This window comes from Echinicola soli (assembly GCF_006575665.1).
Lineage (GTDB): Bacteria > Bacteroidota > Bacteroidia > Cytophagales > Cyclobacteriaceae > Echinicola > Echinicola soli.
The window spans coordinates 2102587-2126919 of record NZ_CP041253.1; the positions used below are offsets into that span (position 1 = coordinate 2102587).

Annotated in this window: 22 protein-coding genes; 13 read left to right on the plus strand and 9 right to left on the minus strand. The window is 43.0% G+C overall.

Annotated elements, in window-relative coordinates:
- Positions 1 to 125 precede the first annotated feature (125 nt).
- Positions 126 to 1916 carry an ABC transporter ATP-binding protein gene (locus tag FKX85_RS08505; RefSeq protein WP_141614328.1) on the minus strand — a complete coding sequence of 597 codons (1791 nt, stop codon included), beginning with the start codon at positions 1914 to 1916 and terminating at the stop codon, positions 126 to 128.
- A 147-nt stretch (positions 1917 to 2063) separates the two neighbouring features.
- Between FKX85_RS08505 and FKX85_RS08510 the strand changes: the two genes are divergently transcribed.
- The 7 genes from FKX85_RS08510 to coaE all read left to right on the plus strand — a co-directional run bounded on the left by FKX85_RS08510 (position 2064) and on the right by coaE (position 7602).
- A complete protein-coding gene (locus FKX85_RS08510) occupies positions 2064 to 3164 on the plus strand; it encodes a Glu/Leu/Phe/Val family dehydrogenase (protein ID WP_141614329.1) in 1101 nt (366 codons plus the stop codon).
- A 492-nt stretch (positions 3165 to 3656) separates the two neighbouring features.
- On the plus strand, positions 3657 to 4841 hold the full coding sequence (gene nusB, locus FKX85_RS08515; protein WP_141614330.1) for a transcription antitermination factor NusB: 1185 nt from the start codon (positions 3657 to 3659) through the stop codon (positions 4839 to 4841).
- Between the two features lie 13 nt (positions 4842 to 4854).
- The gene (locus FKX85_RS08520; protein WP_141614331.1) at positions 4855 to 5157 is read left to right on the plus strand and encodes a YtxH domain-containing protein; all 303 of its coding nucleotides are present in this window, start codon (positions 4855 to 4857) and stop codon (positions 5155 to 5157) included.
- A 12-nt stretch (positions 5158 to 5169) separates the two neighbouring features.
- The gene (locus FKX85_RS08525; protein ID WP_141614332.1) at positions 5170 to 5706 is read left to right on the plus strand and encodes a DUF1573 domain-containing protein; all 537 of its coding nucleotides are present in this window, start codon (positions 5170 to 5172) and stop codon (positions 5704 to 5706) included.
- 2 nt (positions 5707 to 5708) lie between these two features.
- Positions 5709 to 6029, plus strand: a complete 321-nt coding sequence (gene yajC, locus FKX85_RS08530; protein WP_015265587.1) for a preprotein translocase subunit YajC — start codon at positions 5709 to 5711, stop codon at positions 6027 to 6029.
- Positions 6030 to 6038: 9 nt separating this feature from the next.
- On the plus strand, positions 6039 to 7010 hold the full coding sequence (locus tag FKX85_RS08535; RefSeq protein ID WP_141614333.1) for a YbbR-like domain-containing protein: 972 nt from the start codon (positions 6039 to 6041) through the stop codon (positions 7008 to 7010).
- Complete coding sequence (coaE, locus tag FKX85_RS08540; RefSeq protein WP_141614334.1) at positions 6997 to 7602, plus strand: dephospho-CoA kinase; 606 nt, start codon at positions 6997 to 6999, stop codon at positions 7600 to 7602. Before FKX85_RS08535 ends, coaE begins: the two co-directional genes overlap by 14 nt.
- Before the next feature lie 30 nt (positions 7603 to 7632).
- Here coaE and FKX85_RS08545 read toward each other — a convergent pair whose 3' ends face one another.
- Positions 7633 to 7875, minus strand: a complete 243-nt coding sequence (locus tag FKX85_RS08545; protein WP_141614335.1) for a hypothetical protein — start codon at positions 7873 to 7875, stop codon at positions 7633 to 7635.
- A gap of 179 nt (positions 7876 to 8054) precedes the next feature.
- Here FKX85_RS08545 and FKX85_RS08550 point away from each other — a divergent pair, with 179 nt between their 5' ends.
- From FKX85_RS08550 to atpC, 3 genes are all read left to right on the plus strand, one after another.
- Positions 8055 to 8546: a C40 family peptidase gene (locus FKX85_RS08550; protein ID WP_141614336.1), complete on the plus strand. Its 492-nt coding sequence runs from the start codon at positions 8055 to 8057 to the stop codon at positions 8544 to 8546.
- Positions 8547 to 8778: 232 nt separating this feature from the next.
- Positions 8779 to 10281, plus strand: a complete 1503-nt coding sequence (gene atpD / locus FKX85_RS08555) for a F0F1 ATP synthase subunit beta (protein WP_141614337.1) — start codon at positions 8779 to 8781, stop codon at positions 10279 to 10281.
- A gap of 96 nt (positions 10282 to 10377) precedes the next feature.
- Entirely contained in the window at positions 10378 to 10623 is a 246-nt protein-coding gene (gene atpC / locus FKX85_RS08560) for an ATP synthase F1 subunit epsilon (protein ID WP_041739649.1), read from the plus strand.
- A 652-nt stretch (positions 10624 to 11275) separates the two neighbouring features.
- On the opposite strand, the gene FKX85_RS08565 is transcribed toward atpC, so the two are convergent.
- The 7 genes from FKX85_RS08565 to FKX85_RS08595 form a co-directional block, all read right to left on the minus strand.
- Positions 11276 to 12484: a 6-bladed beta-propeller gene (locus tag FKX85_RS08565; protein WP_141614338.1), complete on the minus strand. Its 1209-nt coding sequence runs from the start codon at positions 12482 to 12484 to the stop codon at positions 11276 to 11278.
- 17 nt (positions 12485 to 12501) lie between these two features.
- Complete coding sequence (locus FKX85_RS08570) at positions 12502 to 13236, minus strand: MIP/aquaporin family protein (RefSeq protein ID WP_141614339.1); 735 nt, start codon at positions 13234 to 13236, stop codon at positions 12502 to 12504.
- A gap of 101 nt (positions 13237 to 13337) precedes the next feature.
- Complete coding sequence (gene glpK / locus FKX85_RS08575) at positions 13338 to 14840, minus strand: glycerol kinase GlpK (RefSeq protein ID WP_141614340.1); 1503 nt, start codon at positions 14838 to 14840, stop codon at positions 13338 to 13340.
- A gap of 4 nt (positions 14841 to 14844) precedes the next feature.
- Positions 14845 to 16410 (minus strand): glycerol-3-phosphate dehydrogenase/oxidase, encoded by a 1566-nt coding sequence (locus FKX85_RS08580; protein ID WP_141614341.1) that lies wholly within the window; start codon positions 16408 to 16410, stop codon positions 14845 to 14847.
- 264 nt (positions 16411 to 16674) lie between these two features.
- Complete coding sequence (locus FKX85_RS08585) at positions 16675 to 17289, minus strand: hypothetical protein (RefSeq protein ID WP_141614342.1); 615 nt, start codon at positions 17287 to 17289, stop codon at positions 16675 to 16677.
- Between the two features lie 218 nt (positions 17290 to 17507).
- Positions 17508 to 19907: a ribonucleoside-diphosphate reductase subunit alpha gene (locus FKX85_RS08590; protein WP_141614343.1), complete on the minus strand. Its 2400-nt coding sequence runs from the start codon at positions 19905 to 19907 to the stop codon at positions 17508 to 17510.
- Between the two features lie 33 nt (positions 19908 to 19940).
- A complete protein-coding gene (locus tag FKX85_RS08595; protein ID WP_141614344.1) occupies positions 19941 to 20924 on the minus strand; it encodes a ribonucleotide-diphosphate reductase subunit beta in 984 nt (327 codons plus the stop codon).
- Between the two features lie 787 nt (positions 20925 to 21711).
- Here FKX85_RS08595 and rplU point away from each other — a divergent pair.
- From rplU to FKX85_RS08610, 3 genes are all read left to right on the plus strand, one after another.
- On the plus strand, positions 21712 to 22023 hold the full coding sequence (gene rplU, locus FKX85_RS08600; RefSeq protein ID WP_141614345.1) for a 50S ribosomal protein L21: 312 nt from the start codon (positions 21712 to 21714) through the stop codon (positions 22021 to 22023).
- A 32-nt stretch (positions 22024 to 22055) separates the two neighbouring features.
- Positions 22056 to 22316, plus strand: a complete 261-nt coding sequence (gene rpmA / locus FKX85_RS08605; RefSeq protein WP_141614346.1) for a 50S ribosomal protein L27 — start codon at positions 22056 to 22058, stop codon at positions 22314 to 22316.
- Positions 22317 to 23160: 844 nt separating this feature from the next.
- Entirely contained in the window at positions 23161 to 24324 is a 1164-nt protein-coding gene (locus tag FKX85_RS08610; protein WP_141614347.1) for an HlyD family secretion protein, read from the plus strand.
- The last annotated feature ends 9 nt before the right edge of the window (positions 24325 to 24333 follow it).

Below are 24333 nucleotides of genomic sequence, written 5' to 3' on the forward strand. Positions count from 1 at the left end.
GACAAAGTATCAAGTAATGAGATATGAGTATTGAGTTCTTTGTGCATTGCCTAGATACAAAAAAGGCTTGGTTCAGATTCTATATCTGGCCCAAGCCTTTTTTGTATTTATACCTTATCGGTTAGTCATTTTTCCATTGTTTCACCCGACTGGGTTTGTTTTTCGTAGAGTTCGGCATAAACACCTTTTTTGGCCATTAATGCTTCATGTGAACCCTCTTCCACTAATTCTCCATCGTCCAATACGATGATTTTGTCGGCCAGTTTGGCAGATGATACCCTGTGGGAAATGATGATGGATGTCCTGCCTACCATGATGTCTTTGAGTGCGTTTAGAATGACATTTTCCGTTTTGGTGTCCACGGCAGAGAGGCAGTCGTCAAGCAATAAGATGGAAGGGTCCTTGGCAATGGCCCTTGCGATGGAAACCCGCTGTTTCTGTCCGCCGCTGAGTGTGATACCTCGTTCCCCCAGCCGTGTTTCAAATCCTGCGGGGAAGTCCATAATGTTTTGGTACACATCAGCATCTTTGGCCGCCTGCTCCACTATTTCCTGTGGAATAGTGTCCAGTCCAAAGCCAATATTATTGGAAATACTATCGCTAAAAAGGAAGACATCCTGCGGTACATATCCGATGTTTTTGCGGAGATGGGAAATATCGTAAGCCTTTATGGGATGGTCGTCTACGATGATCTCGCCTGATGCGGGGTCGTACATCCTCATCAAGAGATTGGCGATGGTGGATTTTCCTGAGCCTGTAGTGCCGATAATGGCCAGTGATTCTCCCGATTGGATGGAGAAAGAAACGTTTTCCAAGGCTTTTATTCCCGAATCAGGATATTCAAAGGAAACATCTTTGAAGATTACCGTTCCCTGGATATTGTCGGTAAGCTGCTCATTACTGATGATGGTGTTTTTCTCATCTAGAAATTCATTGATCCTGGTTTGTGAGGCAGCGGCTCTCTGCACGATGCTCGTGATCCATCCTAGAGAGGTTACTGGCCAAGTCAGCATATTGACATACAGGATAAATTCAGCGATAACCCCATAGCCAATAGTGCCTTCGATCACCTGATTGCCGCCTACATAAACGGTGATGATAGTGCTGATTCCCACCAATCCCATGATCAACGGAAAAAACAGGGACTGGACTTTGGTGAGGCTGATGGATTTTTCTTTGTAATCTTCACTTGCTGCAGCAAAATTCTGGCTGCTGTCTTCTTCCCTTACAAATGCTTTGAGCACACGGATGCCAGAAAATGATTCCTGAACAAAGGTGCTTAGTCCGCTTAAGCTGCGTTGGATTTTTTCAGAGCGCTCATTGATCATGTTATTGACAATGTATATGCTTACAGAAAGCACAGGAAGCGGCAGCAATGAGTAAATGGTCAGAGGAACATTGACTGTGAGCATATAGCCAATGACCAGTGGGAAGAGTACAAGTAGGTTGATGCCGTACATCAATGCAGGACCAAAATACATCCGGACCCGGCTTACGTCTTCGGTGATCCTGGCCATTAGGTCCCCGGTGCTGTTTTTTCTGTAAAAACTTAACGGTAACTGCTGGTAATGCGCAAAGATCTCATTTTTTAGGTCATACTCGATCAATCGGGACATTACGATGATCGTCTGCCTGATCAGAAAGAGGAAGAATCCCCGCAAGAAAGCCATTGCCAGAATCAGTATGCCAAAAACGAAAATAAAATCAAGGAAAGCTGAACGGATACTGTCCGTGCCTGCTCCTTGCTCAAACATCTGGTAAAAGCTGAAGCTTTCCACCACATAATCAATGGATACCCGCACCAGTTGAGCGGGAATCATGACGAAAATATTCGAAATGATCGTAAAGAGTATCCCCAAAAGGAGATATCCTTTATATTTATAGAGGTATTTATTCAGTCTCCAAAGTGAGCTCACGAAATAAAAATTTTTAAATAGTTAGTTTTGTTTTATAATAGTCTTTTTGTTAGCTTTATATAAGGATTCTTTAGAATTAAATTCTAAAGCGTTACCTTTGTGGCAAGACTTACCCAAATATAACACAATCTAAACGTCAAAGTTCAAATGATAGAGGTTAAAACAGAGGAAAAAGTAAAAGAAGCATCCATATATGGACAGATCACTTCTTTAGGACATGAGCAATTGGTCATCTGCTATGATGAACCGACAGGCTTGAAAGCCATTATTGGTGTTCATAACACAGTACTGGGGCCTGCTTTGGGCGGAACCAGGATGTGGAATTATACTTCCGAACAGGAAGCCATTACTGATGTGTTACGTCTTTCAAGGGGGATGACCTTTAAAGCTGCCATTTCCGGCTTGAATATCGGGGGTGGAAAAGCGGTTATTATCGGTGATCCAAAGCTAAAGAATGAGGCATTTCTTCGAAGGTTTGGACGGTTTGTAGAGAGTCTTGGAGGCAGGTATATTACCGCTGAAGATGTAAACATGAAGACCAGGGACATGGAATATATCGCCATGGAGACTTCCCATGTTACCGGCCTTCCAGAAATCCATGGTGGCGGTGGAGATCCTTCTCCTGTTACCGCGTACGGTGCCTATCTGGGAATGAAGGCAGCTGCCAAAAAGGCGTTTGGAAATGATGCACTGAGCGGCAAAAAAGTGGCTGTTCAGGGGATCGGACAGGTCGGAAGACACTTGATAGACCACTTGGTGAAGGAAGGTGCGGATATTTATGTCACTGATATTTTCGAGGACAGGCTGAAAGAAGTGGCCGAAGCTACGGGTGCCACTGTGGTGGCTCCTGATGAAATCTATGACGTAAACATGGATATTTATGCCCCTTGTGCGCTTGGTGCTACTGTGAATGATCAAACAATAGATCGATTAAAGTGTTCAGTGATTGCTGGAGCGGCAAACAACCAGCTGGAAGATGAGCAAAAGCACGGCAAGTTGTTATTGGACAGAGGTGTCGTGTATGCTCCCGACTTCCTGATCAATGCCGGCGGACTGATCAATGTTTATGCAGAGTACCTTGGTGGGTACAACAGGGAGGCGGCCTACCAGCAGGCTGAAAAGATCTATGACACTTGTCTGGCGATTCTCAGTAAGTCAGAGAAAGAAAGTATTCCTGCGCAGCAAGCGGCGATCGAGCTGGCTTGGAACAGGATTCAAAGCATTGGGAAAGTGAAGTCGTCTTATTGAGTTAAATGTCAATATCTTTCAGGGAGATGTGAATTGAGCTCTGACCGTCAAAAGGTCCCGTAGTGATAATGCGGGACCTCTTTTTGGTGTGATATGACGCAGGTTTCTGGTTCTGTCCTTATTTTGTTACCAATACCATGATCAGATTATCCCAATTGAGATAAAATCAGGTTCTACCGGAAAACTAACGTCACTTTATCAATTTATAGAACAAGCGGGTCATCCGTATGTACGCCGGAAACTTTTGAGTAGAAGAGCCCCGGCCAAGGGAAAGTCGTACTTGTTGATAAACCTACCGTATTATGCGGGAACGAGATTGCCGCGTATATCTAATATTTTTATATCCAACTTTTAATCAAAATGCAATGGAACATAAATTCCGTGCATTTGGTTTTTTTATTTAATAACTTTGCGAGTAAATGTACAGAAGGGGGGCAACTTAATGGCCTCACTGATAAACCAAATCAAAATTACGTTCTTTATATTCAGGTAATGTTAAATAGAAGAATTCTCAGAGTAAAGGCTTTCCAAAGTTTGTATGCTTACGAGCAGAGCAAGGCTTCCAATCTCAACCTAGCCAAGGATTATGTTAGAGAGGCTTTTCAGCCAGATCTGAACAGTATGGAAGTGCAGGACAAAGGTCAGCTACGGAAGGATGCCGAAGAAACCATCACCCTCTTTTCCAAAAACCTGAACAATAAAGCGTTGATCGCTTCTGGAGATTATGCCACTAAGGTCAAATCAGAAGCCATCAAGGCCATTAATCTCTACCATCAGAAAAACCAAAAGGACTTGGATTTTCTCCGTAATAACATGGTGGATGCGGCCGAGAGTATTCCAGAGCTATACCTTACGGCCATCCAGATGCTTATTGGGTTTAGTGAGCATGTCCGGCGGGAATATGGACGTAAGCGAAAGCTTAACCAAGAGCAAGTTTCGTCCGTAAGCGGAGAGCTAAACCTTGCCAATAATAAGGTGATAAGCTTCTTGAAAGAGGCTCCGGACTTTACTACCGCCAGTATTCGCCAGCAGGCAGATGTGGCAGATATGGAGCTGGAGATCCAAGAGTGGTATCGTGAGTATGTAAAACCTTGGGAGCGCTACCAAGCGTATATGCAGCTAAGCGAGCCGACATTGGAAGAGGATTTGGATATATTGATGGACCTGACCAAGAAGATTCTTTTCAAAACCGACGCGATTCTTAGCAGTTTTTCAGAAAAGGACCTTAGCTGGACAGAAAATAAGGCGGTGGTGAGAAGTTTGGCAATCAAAGTACTGAAAAATGTACTGGAAGTAGAAAATAAGGAAGATTACAGTCTTCCCGAAATTGCCATAAACTGGGAAGAGGATAAGGAATTTTTTCAAAATATCTTTAACTTGACCATTGAAAGTGACGAGGCAAATAGGAAGTTGATAGCGGAAAAGACCAAAAACTGGGATATTGAGCGAATTGCCTCTACGGATAAGATTATTATTTCAATGGCGGTCACAGAGATGTTATTTTTCCCAAGTATCCCTGTGAAAGTAACCATCAATGAGTATATTGATATTTCAAAAACGTACAGTACGCCTAAAAGTAAGCAATTTGTCAACGGTTTACTGGATGTGTTAGCCAAAGAGCTAACCGATCAGGGGAAAATCCGTAAAAGTGGCAGAGGGCTTTTGGACAACAAATAAACATTATTTAACTATGAGCAAACAGAGTAATTCGATTTTGGCTTTCGTACTCGGTGCTGGTGTGGGTGCTGCATTCGGGGTTTTATTTGCACCTGATTCAGGTAACAATACTAGGGATAAGCTGTCCTATCAGCTGTCAAAATATAAGGCAGAACTGGAAGATATTATCCAAGACCTGATGAAAGGAAAGGACCTCCCGCTGAATGAAGCTAAATCAGAGGGGAAAAAAGTGATTACCGACGCGAAAAATAAAGCAGAAAACCTGCTGACAGATGTCAATAAGCTTATTGACCAGATCAATAAAGAAAATAACTAACCGTTTTAAGTTATGAAATATTCATTCTTACCTGCAATTCTACTTGCAGGTTCTCTTTTTGTTGGTGGATGTGATAGCAAAAACAAAGAGAAAATAGAAGAGTTGGAGCAGAAGATCGCCCAGCTGGAGCAAAGCCAAACCGCCCAGCCTAAGCAGCCTTCCAATGTACAGAGTGTAGCCAAAATAGACCCGTCTACCTTGGGCAAGTTTAAATTTGATGATATGCAATTTGACTTTGGTGCTATTGACCAGGGCAAAGTAGTGGAGCATACATTTACCTTTACCAATGACGGTCAGTCTCCACTGATTATCTCTAATGTACAGGCATCATGTGGGTGTACTACGCCCGATTGGAGCAAAAAGCCTGTCAAGCCCGGGGAAGAGGGCCATGTGAAGGTGAGGTTTAATTCTGCCAATAAATCAGGTGCACAAAGCCCTACGGTGACGATCACTGCCAATACCTCTCCAAGCATCACCAAGCTTAAACTAAAAGGAACCGTAAACACAAACAATACCGCCAGTAATGTAGCTGGGCCAGTGAAAAAGTAGCCATGACCAATACAATTTTATTACAAGCGCAAGGAGCCGGAGGCAGCGGCATTATGGGACAAGTATTCCTTTTTGGAGGAATTATCCTGATCATGTATTTCTTTATGATCAGACCTCAGCAAAAGAAACAAAAAGACGCCAAGAACTTTATAGAGTCCATTAAAAAAGGAGACCAAGTGGTGACCATTGGCGGTATTCACGGAAAAGTGTATGCCATAGAAGGGGAAACTGTCCTGATTGAGCTGGACAAGGGCTTGAAAATAAAAGTAGAAAAATCAGCCGTGTCAGCGGAATTTTCCAAAAAATCCAGTGGTACTAAATAAGTCGGGGTCTTGAACAGATTTCAAAAATACTTCGGTAAGTTAAAGAAAAATAAAACTTCTGATATCAAAGTGGTGGTCCTCTGTGTTATAGCGGCCACCACTTTTTGGGTTTTAAATGCCCTCAATAAAGATAATTATGTAACGGTGGTCGATTTCCCGATCGCCTTTCAGTATAATTCGGAGGAGTATATGGCCATCGAAGAGCTTCCCTCCGAAATCCGAATCGAAATCAATGGTAACGGCTGGGATCTTTTTAGGAAGTATTTCAATTTTAATGTGACGCCATTTAATATAGAATTGACCAATCCTGATGAAAGGGACTATTTGCTTTCTTCGGAGTACCGACGAAATTTAGGGGAAATACTAGAGCCAACCAATTTGGTGTCTATCTTGACGGACAGTCTGAAATTTGACTTTGATAAAATTGTCGAGCATCAAACCGAAATTGCCCTGGATACCGCAGGGATGGCCTTGGCACCTCATCACCAGTTTGAGGGAGACATTGCTTGGGATCCTGTGAATGTGATGTTGAAGGGGGCAGAGAGCAAAGTGGAGGAATTGGGAAGAGAATTGATGCTCACCCTTGATGAAAAAGAGATAGGGGATGATTTTGACCAATATGTGCCCATAGTACTTCCTGAGCGATACACGTCTTTTGTAAGTGTCGAGCCGAAAACAATCCATGTTCAGTTTGACGTTGTAGCTTTTTTGGAAGGGAATAAACGTTTAAAGCTGAGAAAGGTCAATTTCCCTGAAAATGTAAGCCTCGATAATGACCTTAATTCTGTATTGATGAGTTATCGTGTGGACGAAAGAGAAGTGGAGTCGTTGAGGGAATTGGAGTTAGAGGCGGTCATAGATTACAGGAAAAGGAATAGTGACGATAGTACCGTAGTCCTGGAAGTGAAAGAAATGCCTGATTATATCAATTCAGTAGAGATAGAACCAAATACATTCAAATTAATATATGCAAAGCCCTAGGCCCATATTGGTAGGGATTACAGGGGGGATTGGTGCAGGGAAAAGCACCGCCGCCAAGATTTTTCAAACACTTGGCATTCCCGTGTATTATGCAGATGATCGTGCAAAATGGCTCATGGCCAATTCCGAAGAGCTCGTAAGGCAAATCAGGGCCCAATTTGGCAAGGAGTCCTACTTTGAAGATGGAAGGCTGAACAGGGAATTTCTAGCAGACAAAGTGTTTTCAGATCAGGAACAGACCAAACTGATCAACGGGCTGGTACACCCGGCAGTGAAGAGAGATTTTGAAGCTTGGGCTGCCGTGCAAGATACCCCGTATGTGTTAAAGGAAGCGGCGTTGCTCTTTGAAACAGGGGCTTATAAGGACCTGGATCAAGTGATCAATGTTTTTGCCCCGGTGGATTTACGGATTTCACGTGTGCTGGCAAGGGATTCCCATCGATCAAAGGGCCAGGTTGAAGCCATCATGGAGCGGCAAATGTCGGATTCCCAAAAAAATAAATTAGCTGATTTTACCCTTTCCAATAAGGAAAATCAACTGCTGATTCCCCAGGTATTGGAGATTCATAAGGCTTTGTCGAAGAAGGATTAAGGGAATGGTAGCATGAAAGAGGGTAGTCTACTATATGTCCAAGTTAATCTGGTCAAGATAGAATTTCATACGGGTATGATCTTGGTTTAGAAAATCAATTTTATCGATCTTGTCAAGTTTGTGGTTATAGAAAACCTCGATGTATTCATTTTCGAGAAGATATAAATTCACCTTGTGCGCATAGTATCTGATCCCTACTACAAAAGTGCCTTCTGTATATAGCTTGTGGATCTTTTTGTGCAAAGGTAGTTTTTTGAAGTCTTCTCTAATCATCTTGTATTCAGTCTTTTGGAGCAGGTGCTCAGCAAGAAGCTATAAATCTATAAACCTATTGTTTGAAGTTCAAGTTTCAGGGAAGGATTATTTATTTTCATTTTTCGGGAAATCCCATGGAGTGCAAAGTTGCATCATGTCTTATACTTAATTATAATTGAGAAAATTTGAAGATATTCATGAGCAAGTATTTCGTCCAACGCCCAAGCACCACACTGATTTTTATCTGCTCGCTAATGGCAGCGGTAGTTTTCAGTTCCTGCTCAGCATCCAAGAAGGCTTACCGAAAAAATGTCAGCACGGTAATCCAAACCGCCAAATCATACAGAGGGACTCCTTACCGTTATGGGGGTACCACGCGTTCGGGGATGGACTGTTCGGCCCTGCTCTACCTTTCCTTTCAGCGTGTCGGTATCCAGCTTCCCAGAAGCTCCTCCGCACAAAGTAAAGTCGGTAAGAAAGTTTCAAAACGAAAGCTGGAAAAAGGGGACGTGGTGTTTTTTGCTACCGGGAGGCGTAAAAATAAGGTGACGCATGCCGGAATAGTGACCGATAAGGGGAGGCGAGGGATTCAGTTTATTCATTCTTCCTCGTCACTAGGGGTGACAGAGGATAATCTGTCCTCTGGTTACTGGAAGCCAAGGTTTGTCAGGGCAAGAAGGTATTTATAAATACTGCAGGATAGGAAGGACCTTTTTTGGGAGAAAACGCCTGTTTCTAGTTGCCTGAGCTATGGATTTGCTGTTGGAGCGGTTGTTTGTTAATTTGTAGGGGTGTCGGGAGAAAGAAAATGAGAATAAAGTGGATTAATTTTTAAAACATCCTTTGGTATTAATCTTTATTAGTTAATTTTGCAGTCGAATAATAGTAATGCATTAATTCCTTTTACATTAATACACAAAAATGGCGAATACTGGTAAGATAACTCAGGTGATTGGCCCCGTCGTAGATATCTCTTTCGAAGGGGGGAAGTTACCGAATATCCTGGACGCACTCGAAATCACTAAGGAGAACGGTCAAAAAGTAGTATTGGAGGTTCAGCAGCACTTAGGGGAAGATCGTGTAAGAACGATCGCTATGGATTCTTCCGAAGGCTTGAGAAGAGGCTTGGAAGTGATCGACTTAGGAGCTCCTATCTCTGTACCCACAGGGGAAGGCATCAAGGGCCGGCTTTTCAATGTAGTAGGTGAGCCTATCGACGGCCTTCCTGCTGTAGAGTCGACTACCAAGCTTCCTATCCACAGACAAGCTCCTAAATTTGAAGACCTTTCTACTTCCACCGAAGTGCTTTACACAGGTATTAAAGTTATCGACTTGATCGAGCCTTATGCAAAAGGTGGTAAAATTGGTCTTTTTGGTGGTGCCGGTGTAGGTAAAACCGTATTGATCCAAGAGCTGATCAACAACATCGCCAAAGCTTACTCCGGTCTTTCTGTATTTGCCGGTGTAGGTGAAAGAACCCGTGAAGGAAATGACCTTCTTAGAGAGATGATCGAATCTGGTATCGTTACTTACGGTGATGACTTCGTAGAATCTCTTGAAAAAGAAGGAGGATGGGATCTTTCTAAAGTAGACGTAGAAAAACTGAAGGAGTCCAAAGCTACCTTTGTGTTTGGTCAGATGAATGAGCCTCCAGGTGCCCGTGCACGTGTGGCTTTGACTGGTCTTACACTTGCCGAATATTATCGTGATGGTGAAGGCGATGGTGCTGGTAAGGATATCCTTTTCTTTATTGACAATATTTTCAGATTTACCCAAGCGGGTTCCGAGGTGTCCGCACTTCTCGGGCGTATGCCATCTGCGGTAGGTTACCAGCCGACATTGGCAACAGAAATGGGAGCCATGCAAGAGCGAATCACCTCTACCAAGAACGGCTCCATTACTTCCGTACAGGCCGTTTATGTACCTGCGGATGACTTGACTGACCCTGCTCCAGCAACTACTTTTGCCCACTTGGATGCAACAACAGTACTTTCCCGTAAAATTGCCGAGCTAGGTATTTACCCTGCAGTGGATCCGTTGGACTCGACTTCCAGAATCTTGGAGCCGGGTATTCTTGGTGATGAACACTACGGATGTGCTACACGCGTAAAAGAATTGCTGCAGCGTTATAAAGAACTTCAGGATATTATCGCCATCCTTGGTATGGAAGAGCTTTCTGAAGACGATAAGCTTGTGGTACACAGAGCAAGAAGGGTACAGCGTTTCTTGTCCCAGCCATTCCACGTAGCCGAGCAATTTACCGGTTTGAAAGGGGTGTTGGTAGATATCAAAGATACCATCAAAGGATTTAACATGATCATGGACGGTGAGCTTGATCATCTTCCTGAAGCGGCATTTAACTTGGTAGGTGACATCAACGATGCCATCGCTAAGGGTGAGAAAATGCTTGCTGAAGTTAAATAATTATTCCCTCTGAGTTTTTAGAGGTATAAATCACAGGAAATGAGCACATTCGTCAGCTTTTTCCTGTGATTTTTTAACACCAAACCAATGGTAGACATGCATTTAGAAATCATAACACCGGACAAAAAGGTATTTCAAGGAGAGGTTTCAGAAGCTACATTCCCTGGAGCTTCAGGTGCTTTCCAAGTGTTGAAAAACCACGCTCCTGTAGTATCTGCGCTGGCAAAAGGAACAGTCTCTTATACTACTAATGACGGCAAGCAGTCCTTAGAAGTGGATGGAGGCGTAGTGGAAGTGAGAGAAAATGAAATCGTCCTGCTCGCTGAAAAGGTGCTGGATTGATCCCAAGATGAATGATATGAATGAGAGCGAACCCGAAATGGTTCGCTTTTTTGGTTTTTAGGCAAGAATAAAGCTAAGTAAATATAGATCAGGGATCAAGCGAAAAATTTAAGGGCATGAATCCCTTTATTTTAATAGGATTTCTTTTTTGTTTTTTTTGCCACAAAGATGCTAAGACCCTAAGCTGTTTGTTTTCCATGAAATTTGGAATCCGCCTACAAAACACTTCGTGTCTTGGCGACTTCGTGGCGACATACCAAATGAATATAAATCTTCTCCCGCCCCCAGAAATATTGCTTGATCCGATTTATGCTGATTTTTTTATACCGGAGCACGCATTACTATTGCTACATTAAAGAGAAATATGCTTACCAAAACCACCTGGAAATCTCTCATCTTCCAGAAATATTGCTTGGTCCTCAAAATGTGTTAAAAAGGAGGCAAGCGAAAAAGTTGAGGGCATGAATCCCTTTATTTTAAAAGGATTTCTTTTTTGCTTTTTTGCCACAAAGATTCTAAGACCCAAAGCTGTTTGTTTTCCATGAAATTTGGAACCTGCCTACAAAACAATTCGTGTCTTGGCGACTTCGTGGCGACATACCAAATGAATATAAATCTTCTCCCGCCCCCATAAATATTGCTTGGTCCTAGATCAGTTGAAAGCTACTTTAATGAGAAAATTGCTTTCTTTCTCAGATTTGATTTCATGTTCCAACGGACTTCCTTTCAGGAGAAGGTATTCCAATATAACCCATCCTTGTAACACACCTACGAAGGTCTTGTTCTTAGCATCGAACGCTTGAAAAGGAGGAAGTACCGTTTTGAAGCGCTGGGTATCTGCCAAGGAATGGGCAGAAGTAATTACCTTCTGCTTATGTTTATCATAAAGTGTCAGGAATGACTTGTGCTTTTTGTCAAAGGATGAGAACAAGATTAAATTCTGTGATTCATACCATTGGCCACTAAAGCCTGCATAGCCCTCATAGGCCTTATTTCTTTCTTGGAAAGGAATATTTAGATCATTTAGAATGTTAATGTGTGGAAGGATGACTTCTTCTTCATAGTTCTCGGGGAGAGGATTGGGTTGATAGTTTAATTTGTACCGCTTAGTGAGTTGTTGATTGGGCAATATATTGTAAATGTATGGATTGAAATTTTGATAAAAACGAACCGTGTCTTTTACTTTCCAAAACGGCGTCCATGGGTTGGTGATTAGCGCTCTGTTTAATTCATCAGGGTAAGTGAGCGCGGTAGCTATAAGTTTAAATTCCCTGTTTAGAAATCCAACCTTATAGCTTTTCCCTTCGAATGGGCCGTTATATCCACTGTATCCTTTGTAGGCCACATATCCTCCGTCCGTTAATGGGATAATATTGTCAAAGAGGATTGATGGAGGCGTTTTATAGGTGCTATCTGGTTCATATTCCTCGTTATAAACCACGACTTTTTTAAGGGAATAATCATAAACTTCCAAAGTGGCCGTGTTATTAAACCAGCAGTCATTTACCTGATTGATTTCCAATGGCCCACTGCCTAGATCAATAAGACTTTTGATAAAATTGCCTTTTTTGTCGTAAAGGAAAATCTGATCCGTGTCATGTTTGTCCACAATAACATAGTGATGGGGACTGACCAGTACTTTGTTCACCATTCCCAAATATTGTCCTTCGTGTTCTTCAAGCCGGGTAATCGTAAAACTCTTGATCCAATTGGAAATGTCTGCAGTGTCTTTTACTTCATCGGTGTTTATAATAATATTTTCGAGACCGCCTTCTTTGAGTTTCACTTGTTTTTCTGTGCATGAAAATATCAAAAAAGCCACGATGGTGACCAAAGATGTGAGGAGCTGATTAAAAATCATATCGGTTTATGTTGTCGTTAGGATCCTAAAATAAGAAATGTGCCTGCTGCCAGGGATGCTCCTAGAAGAGGCCCCAATATCGGTACCCAGCTGTAGGACCAGTCACTACTTCCTTTTCCTTTGATAGGGAGAAGTTGGTGGGCGATTCTGGGGCCGAGGTCTCTGGCAGGATTGATGGCATAACCGGTGGTGCCGCCCAGGGCCAGGCCGATTACCCATACCAATAGTGCAACTGGCAATGCTCCCAAAGCACCGAGCCCAATGGGGGTATTGTTGAGATCTTCGAGGTTAGCACCAGTGGAGTAGAGAATTACTAAAATCAATACAAAAGTGCCTACGACCTCTGAAAGGAAGTTTGAGGAAAAGTTTCGAATGGCTGGTGCAGTCGCAAACGGTGCAAATTTCAGGCCTGGGTCATCGGTGATGTCAAAGTGATCTCTATACATTAGCCAAGCAATAGCAGCACCAAAACCGGCTCCCAATACCTGGGCCAAGACATAGCCAGGAACCAAACTCCAATCAAACAGCCCTGCGATAGCCAAACCAACGCTTACGGCGGGATTGATGTGAGCACCACTGTGGGGGCCTGCCACTACTACGCCGATAAATACTCCCAGCGCCCAAGCAGTGGTAATGACGATCCAGCCGCTATCGCTTCCTTTGGTTTGTTTTAGGACCACATTGGCCACGACACCTGAGCCCATAAGCAGGAGTAAGGCGGTGCCTATAAATTCAGCAATATAGATATTCATCTAGTTCAATATTAAATGTCATGAAAGTTACAAGGTCTTGAGGAGGTCCTGTCATGTTAGGATTCTATGAGCCAAAAAAACTATTCTCTAATCTACATATCTTATTCTTCTACCCAGTCCTTGCTCCTTTCGACGGCTTTGTGCCAAAAGTGGAGCAGTTCATCGATTACTTTTCGGTCTGATTGAGGAGAGAACGAAGCCTCTTCTGCCCATAATTGCTGGAGTTCGTTTTGGTCTTTCCAGTAGCCTACGGCCAGGCCCGCAAGGAAAGCAGCTCCCAAAGCGGTTGTTTCCGTGATTTGGGGACGTTTTACTTCACTCCTTAGGAGGTCGGCTTGAAATTGCATGAGAAAGTTATTGGCAGAAGCTCCTCCATCCACACGCATTTCTTTGGTTTTGGCACCGGCATCTTTTTCCATGGCTGCCAATACGTCGAAGACTTGAAAAGCAATGGCTTCCAAAGCCGCCCTTGCAAAATGGGCCTGGGTAGTGCCTCTGGTGATGCCAAAAAAGGCTCCACGGGCGTCCTGATCCCAATAGGGGGCACCTAAGCCGGTGAGGGCCGGGACAAAATATACTCCTCCATTGTCCTCAACGCTGGTGGCCAGGGATTCGCTTTGTTCGGCTTCTTCAAAGATAGAAAGTCCATCCCTGAGCCATTGGATCGCTGCTCCACCAATAAACACACTGCCTTCCAGCGCATACTGGATTTTTCCGTTTATTTCCCAGGCAATGGTTGTCAGCAATTGATTTTTTGATTTTACCGGTTTTTCGCCGGTATTCATGACCATAAAGCAGCCGGTGCCGTAGGTCGTCTTGGCCATTCCTGGCTGCGTACAGAGTTGGCCGAAAAGTGCTGCCTGCTGATCACCGGCGATACCTCCAATGGGGATTTTTGCTGAAAAAACATCTCCTGCAGTGGTGCAGTACACTTCACTACTGGATTTTACTTCCGGTAAAATGGACGCCGGAATATCAAATAATTCCAAGAGCTCTTCATCCCATTGCTTTTCATGAATATTGAAGAGCATTGTACGGCTGGCATTGGTGATGTCGGTGAGGTGCTGTTGGCCATTGGTGAGCTTCCATACCAACCAGCTGTCCACTGTACCGAAGCAGATTTCTCCTTTTTCCGCTTTTCCCCTGGCTCCTTCTACATTGTCCAGGATCCATTTGATTTTGGTGGCCGAAAAGTACGCATCAATGATCAATCCTGTTTTATTGTTGATCATATCACTGTGCCCATTACGTTTCAAGGTGTTGCAGTAAGCTGCGGTACGTCTGTCCTGCCAGACGATGGCGCGATGTAGGGGTTTTCCTGTTTTACGGTCCCAGAGGATGGTCGTCTCCCGTTGGTTGGTAATGCCAATTCCTGCAATTTGGGAAGGTTCTATTTCTGCTTTTGCAATGGCTTCCAATATTACAGCTGCTTGTGAAGTCCATATTTCTTTGGCATCATGCTCCACCCATCCAGCTTTAGGGAAGTGTTGTTTGAAGTCTTTCTGGGCAATGGCCACGGATTGCCCTCTCTGGTCAAAAAGAATGGCCCTTGAACTGGTGGTGCCTTGGTCCAGGGCCATGATGAATTGTTTATTTTGGGTCATTATTTTAGGTTTTGATCAAATACTTTTCAGCAATTTTATTGAAAGCAACGATTTCGCTTTCTATCCATTTTTTGTCTTTTTTAAGTTCTTCTGCCATTAGCGAAGCCACCATAGGAGCCATGGTCGTCGCGGCCGCAGCATCCAGGAAAAGTATGCGTATTCTTCTAGCTAAGAAGTCTTCCACATGCATGGCCATTTCTTCCCGTACCGCCCAAATGACCTCCCCGGCCACATAAGGGTAGTTGGGGTGCAAAAGCTTGGCATATGGAGGATTGTCCTTTATTAGTTGAAGGATTTTTACGGCGTCGGTGCCGTACAGTTTCCAGTGCTTGTCGTCCAGGGAGGGATCACCATAGCCGTGAAATTTGATCTCCCAGGAATGGCTTTCTTTGATTTCTTCCCCTGTAAGACGAGGGAAATGGTCTACGGTATCTTCTCCCATTTTTCGGAATGTCGTCCACTTTCCCCCGGTCAGTGTGGTCAAGCCCGAGTCCGAAATGATTACTTTATGGTTTCTCGATATTTCCTTTGTTTTTACACTTTCGCCCTGAGGTGCCGCCAGGGGGCGTAGTCCTGCATAAACGGTCAATACATCTTTTCTAGTTGGCTTTTTGCTGAGGTATTGTCCTGCATTGTCTAGAATGAAATTGATTTCCCGGGAAAGTGCTTCAGGTTCCATTTTGGTCTTGGCACGGATGGTGTCAGTGGTGCCCACTACCAATTTTCCCTGCCAAGGTACTGCAAATAACACCCTGCCATCAGAGGTTTTGGGGATCATAAGCGCATCCTGACCACCGAGAAAGTGCTGCGGCAATACAAGGTGTACTCCTTGGCTTGGCTGGATCATCCTAGGAGCCCCTTTCTGATCCATCTGTAGGATTTTATCGGCAAATACTCCTGTGGCATTTACCACCATTTTGGCCTTTACATTATACGTCTTCTGATGGATGGCATCCCTTACCTTTACACCATTTACAATCCCCGCACTGTCTTTGGTTAGGCTGGTCACTTTCATGTAGTTGAGGATACATCCTCCCATATCATCACAGGTTTGAGCTACAGAAACGGCCAATCGGGCATCATCAAACTCTCCGTCATGGTATACAACACCTCCAAGCAGCCCTTCAGTCTTAATTTGTGGCAAACGCCTTTTGGTCTCTTTTTTTGAAATATAGCTGGAATCTCCAAGGCTGAGCCAGCCGGACATCCAGTCGTAAAGTTTCAGCCCTATGCTGTAGTAATATTTGGTGGCATGGCTGTAAATAGGAATGATAAATGGCTGGGTGTAGGCCAGGTGAGGTGCATTTTTCAAAATCCTCCCCCGCTCACGGAGTGCTTCCCATACCAGAAGGATGTCGCCCTGTGCCAAGTACCTCACCCCTCCATGAACCAATTTGGTGCTTTTACTGGAGGTGCCCTTTGCAAAATCCGCTCTTTCGAAAAGTGCCACGCTCAGCCCCCTCGATAGTGCATCGAGCGCGACTCCCAGCCCCGAAGCTCCGCCTCCAATAATAACAATGTCCCAAAGTTGATTTTTTGCTAAAGGGCGGAGATTATTGGCTCTGTTCATAGGGTTTTAGGATGGGTTAAAAGTGTAACTCACATAATTTAGGAAAAATCATAGCTATAAGCCAGTACAAGTAAAGAATTTTGATTGTACGTTTTTGATAAAGAGGTTTTTACTTACGGGTCGTACAGAAATCACGTAATTGATTTTTCTTGCTACTGATTGGTAGGTTGAAATGAGGACATTTTGCTGTGGGAATTCGTAGGCGGTGGATTTGGCAAAGAGGAACAGGTCGGTGCGGTTTTTTCTAAGGGAAAGTTTTGACTCTTACTCCCAGGTGCTGTAATTTTTCTTGGGCTCATCTTTGATTTTGCCCCCTCCAAATTGAATCCCCAAGCCTATGCTGAAAAAATCACTAATGTTTTTTCCAGTGATATGGTACGTCACATTCATCCGGAATTTTCCTGTGACGACCCCTAATCTTGGAGCAAAGCCAAAATTCACTTCATTTCCTACTTGGTTAAAAATTGTGCCATCTTCAGAATCTACTATTTCATAATCGCTTCTACGGTACATTCCTGCCATCATCCCTACAAATGGTCGTGTATTTTCTTTTCCAAAGAGATATTCGCCTGTTAAGGAAAGGTTGGAGATGGCCTGCGCTCTATAGGTGGCCTCCTGGTGGTTAAATAGTGATTCTCCCTCACCTAGGATATTGCTTCCGAGCTGAAGCCCCACATTTAGGTGGTCATTAATACCATAACGCGGCTCTACAAAAAAACCTCCACCGACGGTGAGTTCTGCCTGGGTTGGGAATGTTAGGTTAATACTGACATCTACTTTAAATGGCTTGTATAATCGACCAGTGCCTCCTGAAGATTGGGCGATGGAGGCTAGGGGACATAGGGCTAAGAAAGCAATGATCAGTGTAATATATTTCATTCAATATGTATTTCAATAGTACTTTAATTCTATCATATCCAACGGATATACGATATGATTACGTGCTGATGATGTTAATAATTTCGAAATATAACACTTTTATTTCCAGAGAGGTGCAGCTTTGATTTAAAAAAATGTAATGGTTGAATGATGTCATCTTTACTAAATCAAAAAAGCCTGACATTTGCCAGGCTTTTTTGTATTGAATCAGTTAAATTTTAGCTTCCACACATTTCACAATCATCAGGGTTGTCCAAGGAACAAGCGATTGCATCTTGACTGTTGGCTTTGTTGGCCTCTCCCGCTTGGACAGCGGCCTCTTGTGCGTCTTTTAAGCCGGCTTTGTCTACGGTAAACTGGATGGCACTTGTTGCTGCTTTGGAGCGCAGGTAATACATGCCGGTTTTTAGTCCTTTTTTCCAAGCGTAGAAGTGCATGGAGGTCAGCTTCCCAAAGTTCGGCTCTTGCATAAATATGTTCATGCTTTGGGACTGACAGATATATGCACCCCGGTCAGCAGCCATGTTGATCACTACTTTCTGGGAAATTTCCCATACGGTCTTATAGAGATCTTTGATGTTTTGAGGCACTTCAGGCATATCCTGAACAGAACCATTGGCAGCGATAAGCCTGTTTTTCATGGAGTCGTTCCAAAGTCCCAGGCGGATCAGGTCTTTCATCAGGTGTTTGTTTACCACGATGAATTCACCAGAAAGTGTTCTTCTGGTATAGATGTTTGAAGTATATGGCTCGAAACATTCGTTGTTTCCAAGGATCTGGGAAGTCGATGCTGTTGGCATCGGAGCTACCAGTAAAGAGTTTCTGACTCCGAATTTAGCTACTCTTTCTTTCAGATCAGCCCAATCCCATCTGCCAGATTTAGGGTTTACTCCCCAAAGGTCAAACTGAAACAGGCCCTGGGATACTGGAGAGCCTTCATAGGTCTCATATGTACCGTGTATTTTGGCGAGCTCCATTGATGTTTCCATCGATGCATAATAGATGGTCTCAAAGATGTCTTCGTTTAGGCCAGCGGCTTCTTCGCTGTCAAATGGCATTCTGAGCATGATGAAGGCATCTGCCAATCCTTGTACACCGATGCCGATCGGGCGGTGTCTGAAATTGGACTTTTCCGCCTCTTTTACGGGGTAATAATTGATGTCAATTACCCTGTTAAGGTTTCTTGTGACCACTTTGGTGATCTCATAGAGTTTTTGGTGATCAAATGACCTTTTACCTTGGCTGTCTGTTTTGATAAATTTGGGCAGTGCGATGGAAGCCAGGTTACACACGGCGACTTCATCTGGAGAAGTGTATTCCATGATCTCGGTACACAAGTTGGATGACTTGATCGTACCGAGATTTTTTTGGTTGGATTTTCCGTTTGCTGCATCCTTATATAGCATGTAAGGGGTGCCTGTTTCGATCTGGGATTCCAGCACCTCAAACCAAAGTTCCTGTGCTTTTACGGTTTCCCGGGCACGGCCTTCCTTTTCATATTTTTCATATAATTTCTCAAACTCCTCCCCATAGCAATCAGAAAGCCCAGGGGCTTCATTTGGACAGAAGAGTGACCAGTCCTCATTGGCTTCGACCCTTTTCATAAAGAGGTCCGATATCCAGAGCGCATAGAAAAGGTCACGTGCCCTTAATTCTTCTTTTCCGTGGTTTTTCTTTAGTTCGAGGAAATCCTTAATGTCAGCATGCCAGGGCTCCAGGTAGATCGCAAAGCTTCCTTTTCGCTTTCCGCCTCCTTGATCCACATAACGGGCCGTCATGTCAAAGTTTCTTAACATCGGAACGATACCGTTAGAAACGCCATTTGTACCACGGATATAGGAACCTTTGGCGCGTACATCGTGAATAGAAAGCCCGATTCCTCCGGCTGATTGAGAGATTTTGGCGCATTGTTTTAAGGTATCGTAGATGCCGTCAATGCTGTCGTCCTTCATTGTAAGTAGGAAGCACGAAGAAAGCTGCGGTTTAGGTGTTCCGGCATTGAACAAGGTTGGCGTAGCGTGGGTAAACCACTTTTCAGACAGCAAATGGTACGTTTCGATGGCAGCATCCAGGTCTTCTTTATGGATGCCGATGGCCACCCGCATCAGCATGTGTTGAGGGCGTTCTACGACTTTGTCATCCAGCTTGATGAGGTAACTTCTCTCCAAGGTTTTGAAACCAAAGAAGTCATAGTTAAAGTCTCTGCTATAATCAATAATCTCGTCAAGGCGAGCGGCATGTTTTTTAACGATTCCGTACACGTCCGGCGCGATAAGCGCGGCATTGTCTCCTGTTTTTGGATTGACATACGTGTAAAGCCTTTTCATGGTATTTGAAAAAGACTGGCTGGTCGTCTTGTGCAAATTGGATATGGCGATACGTGCTGCGAGGATCGCGTAATCCGGATGCTTTACGGTCATGGATGCACAGACTTCTGCAGCCAAGCTGTCCAGTGCTGAAGTGGTCACGCCATCGTACAGTCCATCTATTACCTTTTTGGCTACTTCGATCGGTTGGATGTACCGGGAGTCCAGCCCATCACAGAGGTTTTCTATTCTCGTGGTGATCTTGTCGAACCTTACCGATTCTCTTCTGCCATCTCTTTTTATTACTAACATGCTAACGTGGAGTTTAAGGTTGGGATAAGTAAATTAGAAGTCCTCTTCTACAGAAAACTTAGCTGAATCAGAAGCATCTTTGCCTTTCATGACCCCAGCTTTTTGATAATCGCCAACCCGCTTCTCGAAGAAGTTGGTCTTGCCCTGAAGAGAGATCATGTCCATAAAATCAAATGGATTGGTGCTGTTCCAAACTTTTTCACAACCCAATTCCAATAGAAGCCTGTCGGCTACAAATTCAATATATTGACACATCAAATCAGCATTCATCCCGATAAGCCTTACAGGAAGGGCATCAGTGACAAATTCCTTTTCGATGGTTACGGCATCTTGGATAATTTTAGAAACGGTCTCTTTTGGTAGAGGATTGACGATGTGCTGTGTGTACAGGTGACATGCAAAATCACAGTGCAGGCCTTCATCCCTTGAAATGAGTTCGTTTGAGAATGTCAGGCCTGGCATTAAGCCACGCTTCTTCAGCCAGAAGATAGAGCAGAAAGACCCAGAGAAGAAAATACCTTCAACTGCGGCAAAGGCAATCAGCCTTTCCTGGAAGTCCCCTTCGTCAATCCATCGCAATGCCCAGTCTGCTTTTTTCTTTACACAGTCTAAATGCTCGATGGCATTGAACAGGCGGTCTCTTTCTTTTGCGTCTTTAATATAGGTGTCGATCAGAAGACTGTATGTTTCTGAGTGGATATTTTCCATGGCTATTTGGAAGCCATAGAAGAACTTAGCTTCTGTATACTGCACTTCAGCTACGAAATGTTCTGCCAAGTTTTCGTTTACAATACCATCACTGGCTGCAAAAAATGCTAAAACGTGAGAAATAAAGTGACGTTCATCATCACTTAAGTTTTTCCAATCTTTCATGTCCTGGCCCAGGTCGATCTCTTCCGCAGTCCAAAAACTAGCCTCTGCTTTTTTGTAAAATTCCCAAATGTCATCATGCTGAATTGGAAACAATACAAATCTACTGTTATCTCCTTGTTCTAATATGGGTTCGGTCTTTTGCATTAGTCGGTCAGTTTTATATTAATTGCCATCAATTTATTTCATTCACAATATCAAGTGAAAGGCTCCCGTAAATGTTCTTTTGTTCCTCAAAAAATGCCTGGTAGAAAGCAGTTTTTAGCAGAGCCGCAGAACAAATATCACCAAGAATTTTTAAAAATAAAACCATAGATAGGGGTTCGATCCTTATTTTTGACTAAAAGTCAAATTAGTGATAAAATCTTATATATCAAGGTGTAATGTATGTTAATTTAAAGTTACCATTCTATTAAAACGTCATTTAAGGGGCATTTGGGTGGGGTGGAAAAAAAGTAAAAAAAATATCACAAACTTAAATTCAAGCATTTTTTGACTTACAGTCAATAGTAGTGTGGTTTTGTAATTTACTGTAAGTCAGATTGTTGTTTTGTTTTTTTATTTGAAAATAAACAACTGTTTGATTTTCAAATCCTAAACAAAAGCAAGTAATTAGTGAGGAATTTTTAATTGATAATTTCAATGAATCTATCGGAGCCCATGGCCTATGAGAGACAAGGTACTTTCGTTAATACCGCTAATTTAAATCAAGAAGTTTGAAGGCTATTTTCCTTTTTGCTAAAAAGAAGTTAAAATAGATACTGTTTTGATTTATCTAATTAGAAGAGGTGTATTTTTGGCGATTGGCAAGGTGGCTTGTTAAGCAAGTAGTCCTCAGCTTTTTAATGTTTTTGCATAAATCTATGGAGGAAGTTTTTTAATTGTTAAAATCCTGCTTATATTTGCACCTCAATTTTGATAAAAAGTTCTTAGTATGTACGCAATAGTTAACATAGCTGGAAAGCAGTTCAAAGTAACTAAAGATCAATATGTCTATGCACCAAAGTTGCAAGGCGATGTTGACGCTTCCGTTGAGTTCGATGAGGTATTGTTGGCAGATGACAACGGTACGGTATCGGTAGGTGCCCCTTTATTATCGGGTGCCAAGGTGACAGGAAAAATTCTTGATCACGTGAAAGGTGACAAAGTAATCGTTTTCAAAAAGAAAAGAAGAAAAGGTTACAAAAAGAAAAATGGTCACAGACAAGAGTTTACTAAATTACTTATTGAAAACATTGCACTATAAGTTTAATCTTATAGCCTAAAACATTAAAGATTATGGCTCACAAGAAAGGTGTCGGTAGTTCTAAAAACGGTAGAGAATCCCACAGTAAACGACTTGGTGTTAAAAAGTTTGGTGGTGAATCTGTAATTGCCGGTAATATTATCGTAAGACAAAGAGGAACCAAGCATCACCCAGGATTGAACGTGAAAGTTGGCAAAGACCATACTTTGTTCGCTGTGACTGATGGGAAAGTAGAATTTAAGAGAAAGCACGATGGTAAATCTTATGTAAGCGTAGTGCCTGCTGAAGCGTAAGATATTATACCCATACAAAAACTAAAAAGCCGTCCTTACTGAAGGGCGGCTTTTTTTGTTTAATGAGTAGCTAAAACATTGGGTTTTGTGGGGCAAGCGGAAAAATTGGGGCCATGAATCTCTATATTTTAATATGGTTTCTTTTTCGTTTTTTTTTGCCACAAAGACGCGAAGGCACAAAGGGGGTTGATAGGGGTTTTTCGTGCAATTGGCGTCTTTTATTTACAAATAACTTAGTGGCTTGCTTTTTTTTGCTACAATGGCTATAAGCCCCAAAGCTGTTTGTTTTCCATGAAATTTGGAATCCTACTACAAAACACGTCGTGTCCTGGCGACTTCGTGGCGACATACCAAATGAATGGAAACCTTATCAAACCATATTTCCGGGGAAATGTCTTTAGGTTAACCAAATAGGAACAATAGGACTATACTTTCCCAGTCGAACTTTGCTGCACACCTTATGCTTTAGGTGATGACCACTTGAATTGTATTTCCCCCCAAACTTTTCCACTTGATCCTGTAAACCTTACCCCGCCCACAGAAATATTACTTAATCGATTTTTGTCTGTGCCCATAGGTGATTTTTGCCTGTTCCTTCGGATGGTTTGACCCAGTATGCTTTGATATTGTTTCATGGTACCAATTTTATTTATTTAATTAAATTATTTCGTTTTCGCGTATAATCCTGTTTGATGTTATTATTGTGTTTTTTGAAACATATAAAATGATCTTTGTGTGATTTTCAAGAAGGTAAGCAGGGTGATGGTGTGTTTTACCGGTAATAGGTCTTTTTTATTTTGTTTTAGAATGGGCTATATTATTCGTTGTTTAACGTGAGTCATGAATGAAAACGATTTTTCCAGCTACTATAATCAACCAAACCACTGAGTATTATCAGAGCAAAATATCTGTTAGGTCAAAGGTTATTTACCTTAGTGTAATGGCTGTCCTGACCGGAATTTTGGCAAGCCTTCCATTTATTTATGTGGATGTATCTGTCAGTGCCAGGGGGAGGTTCCAGACTTCATTGGGAAGGAATGAGATCCATGCTCCTGTTTCCGGGCGGGTTTCTTCGATTAGCATCGTCGAAAATGAATCTGTCGGGAAGGGCCAGGTATTGGCAGAGATCAAATCTGATCAGGTTGACTTGGAGATCGATGGCGTGGACAGCCGGAAGGCCTTGGTCCAGAATTTCATTAGCGATTTAAGAAAGATGATGAAACTCAGCCCAAATCGCATAGATGAATTTGTGGGGAGGACATTGGTCACGAAGTACTATCAGGCGGCCTTTTTTGAATACGTATCGGGTGTCCAACAGCTGCAGACGGTATTGGAAAAGGAAAAGCGGGATCTTAAGCGGGCCAAGGTGCTTTTTGACAGTAAGGCGATCTCAGCGGTGGAGTATGATGAGTACCGGTCGAAGTTCGAACAATCATTGGCCAACCTGGATATCTATCACAGCAAAAAAATATCCTCATGGGAGCAGGAATTGCGCGATTATCAAAATGAGTGGGATGAACTCTCCAATAACAAAAAGCGGTTACGCGACAGGCTGCACCAGTATACGATCATGGCCGGGGTATCAGGAACGATTATCAATTTTGAAAATATCAAGACAGGGGACTTCGTCTTTGCCAACCAGAAGATCGCTGAGATATCACCTGACAGTACCCTGAAGGCCGTAGCCTTTTTGGATCCTGCTGATATTGCCTTTGTCCAGCCTGGACAACCCGTCAATCTGCAAGTGGATGCCTATAATTATAACCAATGGGGATTGCTCGAGGGAACTGTGGAAGAGATTTCGAAGGATATTAATATGATCAGTGAAAACCAAGTGGCCTTTCGCGTGGTATGTAACCTGAACCAAGAGGCGCTCTATCTTAAAAATGGCGTCAAAGGAGATGTGAAAAGGGGCATGACCTTTAATGGCCGCTTCCTTGTGGCAAGACGCTCATTGTATCAGTTATTGTATGACAAAGTGGACAATTGGCTTAACCCTGCCATGTAAAACGATTGA

What these genes read in the sequence shown, in the direction of transcription:
- FKX85_RS08590 (WP_141614343.1), bottom strand. Translation starts at nt 19,907, where the DNA reads ATGTTAGTAATAAAAAGAGATGGCAGAAGAGAATCGGTAAGGTTCGAC.
- FKX85_RS08595 (WP_141614344.1), bottom strand. Translation starts at nt 20,924, where the DNA reads ATGCAAAAGACCGAACCCATATTAGAACAAGGAGATAACAGTAGATTT.
- FKX85_RS08610 (WP_141614347.1), top strand. Translation starts at nt 23,161, where the DNA reads ATGAAAACGATTTTTCCAGCTACTATAATCAACCAAACCACTGAGTAT.
- rplU (WP_141614345.1), top strand. Translation starts at nt 21,712, where the DNA reads ATGTACGCAATAGTTAACATAGCTGGAAAGCAGTTCAAAGTAACTAAA.
- FKX85_RS08585 (WP_141614342.1), bottom strand. Translation starts at nt 17,289, where the DNA reads ATGAAATATATTACACTGATCATTGCTTTCTTAGCCCTATGTCCCCTA.
- FKX85_RS08520 (WP_141614331.1), top strand. Translation starts at nt 4,855, where the DNA reads ATGAGCAAACAGAGTAATTCGATTTTGGCTTTCGTACTCGGTGCTGGT.
- FKX85_RS08545 (WP_141614335.1), bottom strand. Translation starts at nt 7,875, where the DNA reads ATGATTAGAGAAGACTTCAAAAAACTACCTTTGCACAAAAAGATCCAC.
- FKX85_RS08550 (WP_141614336.1), top strand. Translation starts at nt 8,055, where the DNA reads ATGAGCAAGTATTTCGTCCAACGCCCAAGCACCACACTGATTTTTATC.
- FKX85_RS08580 (WP_141614341.1), bottom strand. Translation starts at nt 16,410, where the DNA reads ATGAACAGAGCCAATAATCTCCGCCCTTTAGCAAAAAATCAACTTTGG.
- yajC (WP_015265587.1), top strand. Translation starts at nt 5,709, where the DNA reads ATGACCAATACAATTTTATTACAAGCGCAAGGAGCCGGAGGCAGCGGC.
- atpD (WP_141614337.1), top strand. Translation starts at nt 8,779, where the DNA reads ATGGCGAATACTGGTAAGATAACTCAGGTGATTGGCCCCGTCGTAGAT.
- rpmA (WP_141614346.1), top strand. Translation starts at nt 22,056, where the DNA reads ATGGCTCACAAGAAAGGTGTCGGTAGTTCTAAAAACGGTAGAGAATCC.
- nusB (WP_141614330.1), top strand. Translation starts at nt 3,657, where the DNA reads ATGTTAAATAGAAGAATTCTCAGAGTAAAGGCTTTCCAAAGTTTGTAT.
- FKX85_RS08570 (WP_141614339.1), bottom strand. Translation starts at nt 13,236, where the DNA reads ATGAATATCTATATTGCTGAATTTATAGGCACCGCCTTACTCCTGCTT.
- FKX85_RS08565 (WP_141614338.1), bottom strand. Translation starts at nt 12,484, where the DNA reads ATGATTTTTAATCAGCTCCTCACATCTTTGGTCACCATCGTGGCTTTT.
- atpC (WP_041739649.1), top strand. Translation starts at nt 10,378, where the DNA reads ATGCATTTAGAAATCATAACACCGGACAAAAAGGTATTTCAAGGAGAG.
- coaE (WP_141614334.1), top strand. Translation starts at nt 6,997, where the DNA reads ATGCAAAGCCCTAGGCCCATATTGGTAGGGATTACAGGGGGGATTGGT.
- FKX85_RS08525 (WP_141614332.1), top strand. Translation starts at nt 5,170, where the DNA reads ATGAAATATTCATTCTTACCTGCAATTCTACTTGCAGGTTCTCTTTTT.
- glpK (WP_141614340.1), bottom strand. Translation starts at nt 14,840, where the DNA reads ATGACCCAAAATAAACAATTCATCATGGCCCTGGACCAAGGCACCACC.
- FKX85_RS08510 (WP_141614329.1), top strand. Translation starts at nt 2,064, where the DNA reads ATGATAGAGGTTAAAACAGAGGAAAAAGTAAAAGAAGCATCCATATAT.